Here is a 13,707-nt window from a genome sequence, read left to right as displayed (position 1 = left end):
GCGGAAGCGAAAAAATGGGGGCTGACGAGCGATCGTCACGCAGGCGCCCGGATCGGCAACGGTCCGGGCGTTTGCTTGTCCGGAACAGTTCTGGACTTGGGCTGTACTTCATCATCGTAGATTAGTTGCCGGGCGGAAAGCGGGAGCTTCCGGATCTCACTTCCCGCCCGGCGCCCCCCTTAGAGGGGATTCCTTTGCATATCCTTGCTGAACCGCATCAGAACGACCGCGATACCGTGACACCGTAAGTGCGCGGATCGCCCGGCTGGCCGACGATCAGCCCCGTGCTGCCCGACTGTAGCGCGAGAAGCTCGTAATAGTCCTTGCCGAACGCGTTGCGGACCCAGGCGAATACGTTCAGCCGGTCCTCGCCACGGAAGCCGAGGCGGAAGTTGCTGAGCGCATAGCCCTTGATGTTGGTATAGGCGGAGGGCGACGGGTTGGATGAGAAGGTCGAGCGATAGCTCCCGTCATAGCCGAGATAGACCTGGCCATCGAGGTCGCCGATCCGGGCCGGCAGGTCATATTCCGCCCCGTACGAAAACGCCCATTTCGAGATGCCGGGCAGCCGCTGTCCCGAGATGTTGCAGTTGGACGGGCTGACGGTGCCGGTGCCCGCAGGCGCCGCAGGGCTGGTCGCGGTCGGTGCCGACCCGCCGGAGAGCTCGGGCGGACACGGCGCATCGACGAAGCGGACATATTTGGCGTCGGTATAGGCACCGTTGGCATAGACATTGAACCGCGAGGTCGGGCGGAACGCCGAGTCGAATTCGAACCCGCGCGTCCGGACCTTGCCCGCATTCGCCAGATAACCGCGAAGCACCCCCAGCTGCCCGTTGGTGACGGTCGCCTGGTAATCGTTGATCTCGGTCCAGAAGCCCGCGAGGTTCAGCGTCACGCGGCGATCGAGAAACTGCGTCTTCAGCCCCAGCTCATAGTGGTTGACGGTCTCCGGCTTGACCGTCGCGGAGGCGAGGATCGGGTTGTTCGCACCGTCGAGCGGGAGCCCCGACAGGTTGATGCCGCCCGATTTGTAGCTGCGCGCATAGGTCGCGTAGGCGTGAATGTCCTGCGCGAGATCATAGGCGAGCGTCGCGTCGCCCGACACGTTCCAGTCGTCGAAATCCGGGGTGTAGACCTGTGGCGCGAGCGTGCTGCACTGGTCGCGGACGACCGAACTCGCCCCCTGCGCCGCGGTCGAGCAATTCAGCACCGCGCCCGCGCCGGTCGTCACGACCGATACGTAGGAGCCCGTCTTCTTGTCATAATTGACGCGGACGCCGGGTGCGAAGGACAGCTTGTCAGTGACGTGCCACGTCAGCTTGCCGAACCCTGCGGCCGACGTGTTCTCGAACCCGATCGTGTTGACCGAGGTGAGCCCGTTGAGCACCGCGGGGTTCGACGCGTTCGCGCTGGTCGGGTTGAGCAGATAGCGACTCGCGGCGGGGCCCTGGACCTGCAATCCCTGCGTATCGATCGTCTGGTGGAAGTAGAACAGCCCCGCGACGTAATCGACGGTGTTGCGGCCGTTGGACGACAGGCGAAGCTCCTGGCTGACCTGTTCCTGCTGCGACGGGTTCGCCGACACGGTGGTGATCGGCAGCCCGATGAAGTCGCGATCGTTCGACGGCTTCCAGTCCCAGAACCGCCACGCGGAAACGGACGTCAGCGACACCGCACCCAGATCCCATTCGGCGAGCAGCGAAGCGCCGCCCAGTTCCTGCCTGGCACGCAGCGGGGTATCGAGATCGGTGACGCGGTCGAACGCGTCGCGCGATGGCGGCGCATAGCCGAATGCGGCCGCGAGCGCGTCGTACTGACGCGCGGTCGGCCGCTGCGTCTTGCCGACACGGGCGAAGATCTGCGCGCAGCAATCGGGATCCTGGTGGTTGTAGTCACCCGACAGCGTCAGATCGAGATTGCCCGTCGCATGCCAGTAGAGCTGCCCCCGCAGGCTCTGATTGTCCTGCGCGTTGACGTCCTTGCCCGTGCGGACGTTCTCGATCGTCCCGTTGCGGCGCGTGATCGACGACGAGAGCCGGATCGCAAGCCTGTCGTCGACCAGCGGCCCCGACACCGATGCCTTTGCCTGGACGAACTGCAGATTGCCCGCGGTCAGCTCGATCCGCGCCTCGGGAGTGAAGCTGGGCTTGCGCGTATAGATGTTGATCGCGCCCGCGGTGGTGTTCTTGCCGTACAACGTGCCTTGCGGGCCACGCAGGATCTCGATCCGCTCGGTATCGGTGAAGTCGAACGTCGCCGAGGCGATGCGGCTGTAATAGACCTGGTCGACATAGATGCCGACGCCCTGCTCGATCCCGTCGTTGGTCAGGCCGAACGGCGCGCCGAGCCCGCGGATGTTGGCAGCCGAGTTGCGCGGGTTGGTCGAATAAAATTGCAGCGTTGGCTGGAGCTGCGTGATGCGGTTGACGTTGTACGCGCCAGTGTCGGCAATCGCCTGCCCGCCAATGACCGAGATCGCGATGGGGACGCTCTGGATCGTCTCGGCGCGACGACGCGCGGTGACGACGATGTCCCCCCCGCCCTGCTGCGCGGTGCCGAGCCGTCCGGTCTCGCGGGCGGAGTCACGCGACTCTCCCGCCGCGTCGGTGGGTGTGGACTGGGCGGGTGCGGTCTGGGCTGAATCGGGCGCGGGTTGGACGGGCACAGCCGCCTGCGCCGCGAGTAGAAACGCTAATGTTATCGACATTCCGTGAATTCCCCTGAGCCGTCCCCGTTAAACTCTACTGATTTGGTGGGCGTTCAACGCGATTCAGCTTGCCACCGGGAAAGCGTGCCTATCGAAGCGGATAATTTTCCCCTGGTCGCGGGGATTTCGCCCTCTTGACGGATCCGGACGCGATCCCAGATCTGCACCGCGCAGTGCCAGACGGGCTACGCGCCCAAGTCGCGCACAGGCGGACATGGGCTTTTGTTGGATTGCTCAAGACGAGGATTTGACCATGCGACTCGACCTTACCCCCTATCGCCGCTCGACCGTTGGTTTCGACCGGCTGTTCGACATGATCGAGACGAACGCGCGCGCCGCATCGTCCGATAATTACCCCCCGTTCAATCTCGAACGCATCGCGCAGGACCGCTATCGGATCACGCTCGCGGTCGCGGGTTTCGCGCGCGACGAAATCGCGATCACCGCGCAGCAGAACCTGCTGCTGGTGTCGGGCAAGAAGGACGAAAAGGCGCCCGAAGGACAGTTGCTCCATGTCGGCATCGCCAACCGTTCGTTCGAGCGGCGCTTCGAGCTCGCCGACTTCGTTCTGGTGCACGACGCGCGGCTTGCAGACGGCCTGCTGGTGATCGATCTGGTCCGCGAAGTGCCCGAGGCGATGAAGCCCAAGAGCATCGCGATCAAGACCGGCGCGCCGCTGGCTGCGGTCGACGCGAGCGCGGATACGGCGGTGATCGACCAGGCTGCCTGAACGACGTTGCCTAGGATTGTTGGGCGTCCGGACTCTTGGGTCCGGGCGCCCTTATTGTGTCTGGGGTTCGGAGCGTAGGAAGTTTGTTCGCGCGGAGGCGCTAAGGCGCGAAGATTTTGGGGTCTTATGTGAGCGGCGCCTGGGTTCGAGTCCCTCCGCGCCTTTGCGTCTTCGCGTGATCAATACTCCGCTTTCGTGGGCGCCCTTTGGGGGGCGCCCACTGCAGTTCAGACCAGGCGGCTCTGCTTCACGGCGGCTTCGATGAAGCTGGCGAACAGCGGATGCGGGTCGAAGGGCTTGCTCTTCAGTTCCGGGTGGAACTGGACACCGACGAACCAGGGGTGGTCGGGCCGCTCGACGATTTCGGGGAGCGTACCGTCGGGCGACATACCCGAGAAGACGAGGCCGCCGCGCTCGAGCGCTTCCTTGTACCCGGTGTTGACCTCGTAGCGATGGCGGTGGCGTTCCGAGATCTCGGTGCCGCCATAGATCGACGCGACGACGCTGTTGCCCGCGAGCTTGGCATCATAGGCACCGAGCCGCATCGTACCGCCGAGATCGCCTTCCGCCGCGCGCGTCTCGAGCCCCTCGCGGCCCATCCATTCGGTGATCATGCCGACCACAGGCTCGTCGGTCGGGCCGAATTCGGTCGACGACGCATTGGGCACGCCGCTCAGGTCGCGCGCGCCCTCGACGCACGCCATCTGCATCCCGAAGCAGATCCCGAAATACGGGATCTTGCGCTCGCGCGCGAACTTGACCGAGGCGATCTTGCCCTCCGCGCCGCGTTCGCCGAACGCACCGGGGACGAGGATCGCGTCGCATGGCTCCAACTGGCCGGCGATGTCGCTCTCGGCATTCTCGAACAGCTCGGCGTCGATCCAGCGGACGTTGACCTTGACGCGGTTCGCGATTCCACCGTGGACCAGTGCCTCGTTGAGCGACTTGTACGCGTCCTGCAGCCCGACATATTTGCCGACCACGCCGATCGTGACTTCGCCTTGCGGATTGGTCAGCCGGTCCATGATCTCGGTCCAGCGCGACAGATCGGGTGCCTCGGCAGGCTCGATCCCGAACGCGCGGAGCACTTCGATGTCGAGGCCCTCGCCGTGATACTGGAGCGGCACGCCGTAGATGCTCTTCGCGTCGAGCGCAGGAATCACCGCGCTTGCGGGCACATTGCAGAAAAGCGCGATCTTGGCGCGCTCCGACGGCGGCAGCGGGTGCTCGCAGCGGCACACGAGCACGTCGGGCTGGACGCCGAGCGCGGCCAACTCACGGACCGAATGCTGCGTCGGCTTAGTCTTCAACTCGCCCGCGGCGGCGATGTAGGGGACCAGCGTCACGTGGATGCTGATCGCCTTGCCGCGGCCTTCCTCGTTCTTCAGCTGGCGAATCGCCTCGATGAAGGGGAGCGATTCGATGTCGCCGACGGTGCCGCCGATCTCGCAGAGCACGAAGTCGACATCGTCGGTCTCGGCGCGCGCGAACGCCTTGATCGCGTCGGTGACGTGCGGGATGACCTGCACCGTCGCGCCGAGATAGTCGCCGCGGCGTTCGCGCGCGATGATCTGCTGATAGATGCGACCGGAGGTGACGTTGTCCGACTGGCGCGAGGGCACGCCGGTGAAGCGTTCATAGTGACCGAGGTCGAGATCGGTCTCGGCGCCGTCGTCGGTCACGTAGACCTCGCCGTGCTGATAGGGCGACATCGTGCCGGGATCGACGTTCAGATACGGATCGAACTTCCGGATCCTGACGCTGTAGCCGCGTGCCTGGAGGAGGGCGGCAAGCGATGCCGCCATGAGACCTTTACCGAGCGACGATACCACGCCCCCGGTGATGAAAATGTACCGAGCCATGGGAAGAGTCTCGTAGCGTGTGTTGGGGACGAACGACAAGAGCCCCGCGGATCACGCAGGGGCCTTTTGTCGGCGAATGGAGTGTTTAGTTGGCTAGCGGGACGGCGCCGTTGTCGGCCGGGGCCGGCGCAGCGACGCCCGCATTCTCGGCACCACCGGCGAACGGCGCGGCGTCGCCCTTGGGCTGCGCGGTCGGGACCGCGGTGGCCGCTGCGGCTGGCGTGCGTGCCAGCGAGGTATCGATCTCGCTGGTGCGGTGATTCGCGGCAAGCACCGCGAGCAGGATCGAGAAGAGCACGAACATCGTCGCGAGGACGCCGGTCGCGCGCGTCAGGAAATCCGCCGCGCCACGCGCCGACATCAGCCCCGCCGGGCTGCCGCCCATGCCCAGACCGCCGCCTTCCGAGCGCTGCATGAGGATCACGGTGACAAGGGCCGCCGCGATGATCGCGTGGATGACAAGCAGAAAGGCGAACATTGCGCGGAAAACCCCGGAACTTTTGCGAAGGCGCGCACATAGGCGAGTCAGCGGCAACGATCAACCGCAACCCGGGCTCCGCTTATCGCGCCCTCAGCCCGAAACCACGGAAACAAGCCGCGAGGGCGGGCGTTGTGACACCGTAATGACGCTCTTGGATGAGCATCGTGCTTAATATTCAGATGGCGGATCAACGCTGTGGCATCAATGGCAGTCAATACCCTATCAACCTGGATGACGGCTTTGGTTGATTATGTCCGGTCGGGTGAACCTGATCTGACCAATCGCCAGATGGCGCTCCTCCTGCTCGTCTACCTCAAACCCGGCCCGCATACCGTGCGCGGTCTGGCGCGTGCACTGAACGTATCGAAGCCCGTCGTAACGCGCGCCTTGAACAGGTTGGGTGCCCTCGGCTATCTGCGCCGGCAACGCGACGATAGCGACAAGCGCAACATCTTTGTCGCACGGACCAGCGAAGGGGCAGTGTTTCTTGAAGAATTCGGGCAATTCATCGGCGATAACGACGCCCAGCCCCACGCGGCATAAGCCTGACACCGTCTCGCCGCGCCGGGACGCCGTTGATTCGCCCCGGCAGAGCTTTGCGCTGACGGGGCGGTCGGTCGAGCTCGACCCGCGGACGCACGCGGTACGGCGCGACATTGCCGACATCCGCCTCGCCGAGCTGGTTTTCGCGCCGCATTACGCCGTTCCCATGCCACGTATTGTCGCCCGCCCGGTGACGTTGCGCAGCGCGCGCGACGACGACAGCACACCAATGGCAACGCTCAACAGCGGCGACACGCTCGAAGTGCTCGAGATCGCGGGCAAGTCTGCCTGGGGCGTTGCGCGGCCAAGCGGGCTGGTCGGCTATGTCGATCTCGATGCGATCGATCAGGCAGCGCTAGCGGCGGTGGCGGCATGAGCGCGACGGTCTTCATTGACGGCGCGGTTGGTACCACCGGGCTCGAAATTCGCGACCGGTTGGCGGGTCGCACCGATCTGACAATCGCATTGCTGCCCGAAAAACGCCGCAAGGATCCCGAGGCCCGTCGTCAGGCGCTGAACGACGCCGATTTCGTCATCCTCTGCCTGCCCGACGATGCCGCGCGCGAAGCCGTGGCGTTGATCGACAACCCGCGCACGCGCGTGATCGATGCGTCGAGCGCGCACCGCGTCGCGCCGGGCTGGACCTATGGCTTTCCGGAACTTCCGGGCCAGGCGGAGCGGATCGCGAACGCCGCGCGCGTTGCCAATCCAGGCTGCTACCCGACCGGTTTCCTCGCGCTGGTCGCGCCGCTGGTCGCCGCCGGGCTGATCCCCGCAGACCTGCCGCTGAGCATCAATGCCGCGTCGGGCTATTCGGGCGGCGGCAAGTCGATGATTGCCGAATTCGAGGCAAATGGCCCGACGACCGCGTTCCGCGCCTATGCGCTCGGCCTCGCGCACAAGCACATCGCCGAGATGACGCAGCACGCCGGGCTGACGCATGCCCCGATCTTTGCACCCGCGGTCGCCAACGCGTATCGCGGCATGGTGGTCGAGGTGCCGCTGCACCTGCATGCCCTGCCCGGCCGCCCCTCGCTCGCGGCCATCGAGAACGTCCTGCGCGCCGCGTTCGAGGGATCGACGCTCGTCAACATGGCCGCCGGTGACGCTGGCGTGGTCGAGATCGAGGAGAATGCCGGCACCGATCGGCTTACGCTGAGGGTGTGCGGGAACGACGCGGTCGGCCATGCGCGGCTGATCGCGACGCTCGACAATCTGGGGAAGGGTGCCGGCGGCGCCGCAGTCCAGAACCTCAACATCATGGCCGGTGTCGACCCGGTCGCCGGCCTGGTCTTCTGACCGGGCAGTTCAGGAGCTTCCATGCATCGTAATCCCGTAGCCAAGCTGCTCCTGTTCGGCGCCACCGGCGATCTCGCGCAGCGCATGCTGCTGCCGTCGCTCTATGGCCTTCACGCCGACGGGCTGTTGCCCGAGGAGCTGACGATCACCGGTGCCGCGCGCCACGAATATGACGATACGCAGTACCGCGCGTTCGCCGAGAAGGCGCTCGGCGAGTTTCTGTCGGACGACCGCAAGGACGAGAACGCGATCGCGTCGTTCCTCGAGCGCATTCATTACCAGCCGACCGACCTGTCCGATCCCGCCGCGTTCCAGCCGCTCGCGGACAAGATCGGCGACATTTCCGGCGGTCTTGCGATCTATCTCTCGACCGCACCCTCGCTGTTCGAATCGGCGATCGAAGGCCTTCACAAGGTCGGGCTTGCCGGCGAGACGGTGCGCGTCGGTCTCGAAAAGCCGCTCGGCTACGACCTCGACACCAGCCGCGAGATCAACGACGCGGTCGCACGGGCCTTCCCCGAGGACCGGACCTACCGGATCGATCATTATCTCGGCAAGGAAACCGTCCAGAACATCCTCGCGCTGCGGTTCGGCAACTCGTTCTTCGAGCCCGTCTGGAACGCGCAGGGGATCGACAACGTCCAGATCACGATCTCGGAGACCGTGGGTCTCGAGGAACGTGCCGGCTATTATGAAAGCGCGGGCGCGCTGCGCGACATGGTCCAGAACCATATTCTCCAGCTGCTCGCGCTGATCGCCATGGAGCCGCCCGCGCGGTTCGAGGGTACCGACGTCCGTGACGAGAAGTCGAAGGTGTTCCGCTCGCTCCGCCTCATCAAGCCCGAGGAGGTGCCGCATGTCACGGTCACCGGCCAATATGGCGAAGGCGCGGTGAACGGGAAGTTCGTGAAAAGCTATGCCGACGAGCTCGGCGAGGCGTCGACCACCGAGACGTTCGTCGCGATCAAGGCGCATGTCGACAATTGGCGGTGGCGCGGCGTTCCCTTCTATCTGCGCACCGGCAAGCGCATGGCCGCCCGCCGCAGCGAGATCGCGATCCAGTTCAAGTCGGTACCGCATTCGATGTTCGCGGGGCGCGGCGGGCTGCTGCAGCCGAACATGCTGATCATCCGCCTCCAGCCCGAGGAATATGTCCAGCTGCTGGTGATGGCCAAGGAACCGGGTCTCGACCGCGAGGGCGTCCGCCTGCGCGAGGTGCCGCTGAACCTCAGCCTCGATGCGGAATTTGCAGGGACGCGGCGACGTATCGCCTATGAGCGCCTGCTGCTCGACCTGATCGAGGGCGACCAGACGCTGTTCGTGCGCCGCGACGAGGTCGAGGCGCAGTGGACGTGGATCGATGCAATCCGCGAGGGCTGGAAAGCCAACGGAATGAAGCCCAAAAGCTATCCGTCGGGCAGCTGGGGCCCGTCCGCCGCGATCGCGCTGACCGAGCGCGACGGCGTGACCTGGCAGGACGACTGAAGGTGCTTTTTTCCGTTCGTCCCGAGTAATCATCGAGCGAAGTCGAGATGGCGTATCGAGGGATGGCCCGCTTGTGGCATTGTACCTCGATACGGGCTCTCGGCTTCGCTCGATCCCTACTCGGCACGAACGGCCTGCGAGGCACGAGCGGGAATGTCGGGTACGAACGGTACCGTCGGGCACGAACAATAATTACTGAGTGAGTTTGAGCATATGACCGAGATCGAATGGTGGGATTACGAGGATTCCGAGGAACTCGCCAACGCCGTTGCCGGCGATATCCAGTTCGTCATCGAGAGTGCGCTCGACGCGCGCGGCTCGGCGGTGATCGCGCTGGCGGGCGGCAAGACGCCGATGGCGGCGTATGAGAAGCTCGCCCAGGCCAAGCTCGACTGGAAGAAGGTCACGATCATCCCCGGCGACGAGCGTATCGTGAAGCTGGGCGATCCGCTGTCGAACGTTACCGCGCTCGCCAAGATCTTCCTGCCCAAGGGTGCGCGGGTGAAGCCGATCGTCCCCGACGCGATCTCCGACTACAAGGCGGCGGGCCGCTCGGCGGATGCGCTGATGCAGGACCTGCACTGGCCGCTGGACTTCTGCCTTCTCGGCATGGGCACAGACGGCCATACCGCGTCGATCTTCCCCGGCCCCGATTTCGACGAGGCGCTGAGCGGTCCCAAGGAACGCCGCGCGGTGGGCGTGATGCCCGAGCCGCTGCCGCCCGAGGCGCCGGTCGCGCGCGTCACCCTGTCCGCGGCGGCGATCGCTTCGTCAAAGGCGCTGATGATCATGATCACCGGCGAGGAGAAGAAGACGCTGCTCGAACAGGCGATCGAGCAGGGTCCGTCGTCCAAATATCCGATCGGGCGCGTGCTGGCCGAGGTCGAGCTGCCCGTCGACATCCACTGGGCCGCCTGAGATGCTAAACGCCGTCGTCTCCGCGGTCACCGACCGGATCATCGAACGGTCGCGCGACAGCCGCGCCGCCTATCTCGCGCTGATCGACCGCGAGGGCGAGGCGCAGGTGCGCCGGCCGTCGCTGGGCTGCGCGAACCTCGCGCACGCCTATGCCGGGACCGAGGAGGACCGTGATGCGATGAAGGCCGATGCCGGCATGAACATCGGCATCGTGACGGCGTATAACGACATGCTGTCGGCGCATGCGGTCTATTACCGCTACCCCGAGCTGATGAAGGTCTGGGCACGCGAGGCAGGTGCCACCGCGCAGGTCGCGGGCGGCGTGCCCGCGATGTGCGACGGCGTGACGCAAGGCTATCCGGGGATGGAGCTGTCGCTGTTCAGCCGCGACACGATCGCGCTGAGCACGGCGATCGCGCTGAGCCACGGCACGTTCGAGGGCGCGGCTTTGCTCGGCATCTGCGACAAGATCGTGCCGGGGCTGCTGATGGGCGCGCTGCGCTTCGGGCATCTGCCGATGGTGCTGATCCCGGGCGGGCCGATGCCGACCGGATTGCCCAACAAGGCCAAGGCCGCGGTGCGCGAGAAGTTCGCCGAAGGGCTGGTCGGCCGCGAGGAACTCCTCGAGGCGGAGATCGGCGCCTATCATTCGAAGGGTACCTGCACCTTCTACGGCACCGCCAATACCAACCAGATGATGATGGAGGTCATGGGCCTCCACATGCCGGGCGCGGCGTTCGTCAATCCGGGCACCAAGCTGCGCCAGGAGCTGACGCGCGCCGCGGTCCACCGGCTCGCCAAGATCGGCGCGCGCGGCGACGATTACCGGCCGCTCGGCCGCTGCGTCGACGAGCGTGCGATCGTCAATGCGGCGGTCGGCCTGCTCGCGACGGGCGGGTCGACCAACCATCTCCTCCACGTCCCCGCGATCGCGCGTGCGGCGGGGATCGTGATCGACTGGGAGGATTTCGATCGCCTGTCGGCCGCAGTGCCGCTGATCGCGCGTGTCTATCCCAACGGCTCGGCGGACGTGAACGCGTTCGAGGCGGCGGGCGGCATGCCCTATGTCATCCGCGAACTGCTCGGCGAAGGCCTGCTCCACGGCGATATCATGACGATCGGCGGACAGGATCTGTCGGCCTATGCTAAGACCGCGGTCGTCGCGGACGGCGCGCTCGAATGGCAAGACACGCCCGACAGCGGTGACGAGACGATCCTTCGCCCCGCGACTGCGCCGTTCTCGGCGGATGGCGGTATGCGGATCCTCGCGGGCAATATCGGCCGCGCGTGCATCAAGGTGTCCGCGGTCGAGCGCGATCGCTGGATCGTCGAGGCGCCCGCAATGGTGTTCGACGACCAGCTCGACGTGATCGAGGCGTTCAAGCGCGGCGAGCTGGAAAAGGACGTCGTCGTCGTCGTCCGCTTCCAGGGGCCGCGCGCGAACGGCATGCCCGAGCTGCACAAGCTGACCCCGCCGCTGGGCGTGCTGCAGAATCGCGGGTTCAAGGTGGCGCTGGTCACCGACGGGCGCATGTCGGGCGCGAGCGGCAAGGTGCCGTGCGCGATCCATTGCTCGCCCGAGGCACTGCTCGACGGCGCGATCGGGCTGATCCGCGACGGCGACATGATCCGCGTCGATGCGGTCAACGGCACGCTCGAGGCGCTGGTCGACGCGGACGTGTGGGCGACGCGCGAGATGGTGACGTTGCCCCCCGCGGTCAGCGGCATGGGCCGCGAGCTGTTCGGCATGTTCCGCGGGCTGGCCGACGAGGCCGAAAAGGGCGCGTCGGCGATGCTGGCGGGCGCGGGACTTTAAAGCCCGCGCCTACCGTTCGTTCCGGGCGATGTCCTTCGACGTCGCTCAGGACGAACGACGATAAGAGATCAAGGATCGGGAGAGACCAATGGAAATCGTAGCGGCAGATATCGGCGGGACGCATGCGCGCTTTGCGATTGCCGAGGTCGAGAATGGCCGCGTCGTCAAGCTGGGCGAGCCGGTGACGATGAAGACCGCCGACCACGCGTCGCTGCAGACCGCCTATCAGGCGTTCGAGGCGGGGCTGGGACGGCCCCTGCCCCGCGCGCTGGGCATCGCGGTCGCCTCGCCGGTCGCCAACGACGTGATCCGGCTGACCAACAATCCGTGGATCATCCGCAAGTCGCTGATCACCGAGCGGCTGAAGGCGGACCAGTGGGTGGTCGTCAACGATTTCGGTGCGGTCGGCCATGCCGTCGCGCAGGTGCCCGACAGCGACTTCATCCACCTCTGCGGTCCCGATACGCCGCTCCCCGCCGAGGGGATCACCACGGTCTGTGGTCCGGGCACGGGGCTCGGCGTCGCGCAGGTGCTGCGTCACAAGAACCGCTATCAGGTGCTCGAAACCGAGGGCGGCCACATGGACTTCGCGCCGCTCGACGGGATCGAGGATGCGTTGCTGAAGCGGTTGCGCAAGACCTTCACCCGGGTCTCTGCCGAGCGCGTCGTCGCGGGGCCGGGCATCGTCGCGATCTACGAGACGCTCGCGGAGATGGAAGGACGCTCGGTGCCCAGCCGCGACGACCGGACGATCTGGACCGAAGCGATCGACGGCACCGATTCGATCGCGCTCGCAGCGCTCGACCGTTTCTGCCTCGCGCTTGGCGCGGTTGCGGGCGATCTCGCGCTGGCACAGGGCGCCAAGGCGGTCGTGATCGCGGGCGGGCTCGGCTTCCGGATCAAGGATCGCCTGATCCGCTCGGGCTTCGACCAGCGCTTCGTCGCCAAGGGCCGGTTCCAGACGATGATGGCGGCGATGCCCGTCAAGCTCATCACTCATCCCCAGCCCGGCCTGTTCGGCGCCGCGGCCGCCTTCGCACAGGAACACACGCAATGACCACGACCCCCACGATCGTCGACATCATGCAGACCAGCGCCGTCATCCCGGTGCTGGTGATCGAGGACGCGGCGCTGGCGCGTCCGCTCGCGGAGGCGCTCGTCGCCGGTGGCTTGCGCGTGCTCGAGGTGACGCTGCGCACCGGCGCCGCGCTCGAGGCGATCGCCGAGATGAAGAAGGTCGAGGGCGCGATCGTCGGTGCGGGCACCGTCGTCAACACGCGCCAGTTCGCCGAGGTGATGGACGCGGGCGCCGAGTTCATCGTCTCGCCCGGCCTGACCGAGCGGCTCGCGACGCCGATCATCGAGAGCGGCGTGCCGTTCCTGCCCGGCATCGCCAATGCCGCGGACATCATGACTGGGCTCGACCTCGGCCTCACGCATTTCAAGTTCTTCCCGGCGGAGGCGAGCGGCGGGCTGAAGGCGCTGAAGGCGCTGGCGGCACCCTTCTATCAGGCGCGCTTCTGCCCGACCGGTGGGATCACCGAAGCCAGCGCACCCGAATGGCTCGCATTCAAGCCGGTGCTGTGCGTCGGTGGCAGCTGGGTCACCGGCGGCACGATGGCGGAGATCGAAATGAAGGCGCGCGCGGCAAACGCGTTACGGGGGTAACGATCGGACGTGAGGCACCCATGCCCACGTCACCCCCTGCCCGTTCGTGCTGAGTAGAGACCGAGTAGACCTGAAGGGGCGTATCCCTGAAGGGGCGTATCGAGGGCTCGTATCGAAGCGCCGCTTGTCCAAGGAGGGCGTATCGGCGGAGGAGGCGCGTGCGCCAATTGTCCCTCGATACGCCGCTTCGACTTC

General features: G+C 66.1%; 12 protein-coding genes. 9 read left to right on the top strand and 3 right to left on the bottom strand.

Features of this window, described 5'->3' with window-relative positions; all coding sequences use genetic code 11:
- Positions 1 to 217: 217 nt before the first annotated feature.
- Entirely contained in the window at positions 218 to 2,710 is a 2,493-nt protein-coding gene (locus AC0CH3_RS06535; RefSeq protein ID WP_354302805.1) for a TonB-dependent receptor, read from the bottom strand.
- A gap of 253 nt (positions 2,711 to 2,963) precedes the next feature.
- Between AC0CH3_RS06535 and AC0CH3_RS06530 the strand changes: the two genes are divergently transcribed.
- Positions 2,964 to 3,440 carry an Hsp20 family protein gene (locus AC0CH3_RS06530; RefSeq protein WP_354302803.1) on the top strand — a complete coding sequence of 159 codons (477 nt, stop codon included), beginning with the start codon at positions 2,964 to 2,966 and terminating at the stop codon, positions 3,438 to 3,440.
- 227 nt (positions 3,441 to 3,667) lie between these two features.
- Here the strand turns inward: AC0CH3_RS06530 and AC0CH3_RS06525 are convergent, their stop codons facing one another.
- Positions 3,668 to 5,302 (bottom strand): CTP synthase, encoded by a 1,635-nt coding sequence (locus AC0CH3_RS06525; protein ID WP_056021917.1) that lies wholly within the window; start codon positions 5,300 to 5,302, stop codon positions 3,668 to 3,670.
- A gap of 85 nt (positions 5,303 to 5,387) precedes the next feature.
- Positions 5,388 to 5,780 carry a preprotein translocase subunit SecG gene (gene secG / locus AC0CH3_RS06520; RefSeq protein WP_056021915.1) on the bottom strand — a complete coding sequence of 131 codons (393 nt, stop codon included), beginning with the start codon at positions 5,778 to 5,780 and terminating at the stop codon, positions 5,388 to 5,390.
- Between the two features lie 234 nt (positions 5,781 to 6,014).
- On the opposite strand from secG, the gene AC0CH3_RS06515 reads away from it, so the two are divergent.
- From AC0CH3_RS06515 to eda, 8 genes are all read left to right on the top strand, one after another.
- Complete coding sequence (locus AC0CH3_RS06515; RefSeq protein ID WP_056021912.1) at positions 6,015 to 6,326, top strand: MarR family transcriptional regulator; 312 nt, start codon at positions 6,015 to 6,017, stop codon at positions 6,324 to 6,326.
- 166 nt (positions 6,327 to 6,492) lie between these two features.
- Positions 6,493 to 6,702 carry a hypothetical protein gene (locus tag AC0CH3_RS06510; protein WP_354302800.1) on the top strand — a complete coding sequence of 70 codons (210 nt, stop codon included), beginning with the start codon at positions 6,493 to 6,495 and terminating at the stop codon, positions 6,700 to 6,702.
- Positions 6,699 to 7,625: an N-acetyl-gamma-glutamyl-phosphate reductase gene (gene argC, locus AC0CH3_RS06505; RefSeq protein ID WP_354302798.1), complete on the top strand. Its 927-nt coding sequence runs from the start codon at positions 6,699 to 6,701 to the stop codon at positions 7,623 to 7,625. Before AC0CH3_RS06510 ends, argC begins: the two co-directional genes overlap by 4 nt.
- 21 nt (positions 7,626 to 7,646) lie before the next feature.
- Positions 7,647 to 9,110, top strand: a complete 1,464-nt coding sequence (gene zwf / locus AC0CH3_RS06500; RefSeq protein ID WP_354302797.1) for a glucose-6-phosphate dehydrogenase — start codon at positions 7,647 to 7,649, stop codon at positions 9,108 to 9,110.
- A gap of 213 nt (positions 9,111 to 9,323) precedes the next feature.
- Entirely contained in the window at positions 9,324 to 10,028 is a 705-nt protein-coding gene (gene pgl, locus AC0CH3_RS06495) for a 6-phosphogluconolactonase (protein WP_354302795.1), read from the top strand.
- Between the two features lies 1 nt (position 10,029).
- The gene (gene edd / locus AC0CH3_RS06490; protein ID WP_354302793.1) at positions 10,030 to 11,844 is read left to right on the top strand and encodes a phosphogluconate dehydratase; all 1,815 of its coding nucleotides are present in this window, start codon (positions 10,030 to 10,032) and stop codon (positions 11,842 to 11,844) included.
- An 88-nt stretch (positions 11,845 to 11,932) separates the two neighbouring features.
- Entirely contained in the window at positions 11,933 to 12,901 is a 969-nt protein-coding gene (gene glk, locus AC0CH3_RS06485; RefSeq protein ID WP_354302791.1) for a glucokinase, read from the top strand.
- Positions 12,898 to 13,512, top strand: a complete 615-nt coding sequence (gene eda / locus AC0CH3_RS06480; RefSeq protein ID WP_354302789.1) for a bifunctional 4-hydroxy-2-oxoglutarate aldolase/2-dehydro-3-deoxy-phosphogluconate aldolase — start codon at positions 12,898 to 12,900, stop codon at positions 13,510 to 13,512. The genes glk and eda overlap by 4 nt, the downstream gene beginning before the upstream one ends.
- The last annotated feature ends 195 nt before the right edge of the window (positions 13,513 to 13,707 follow it).

Source organism: Sphingomonas sp. AC449 (assembly GCF_979253475.1).
This window is presented reverse-complemented; position numbering and strand designations above follow the sequence as displayed.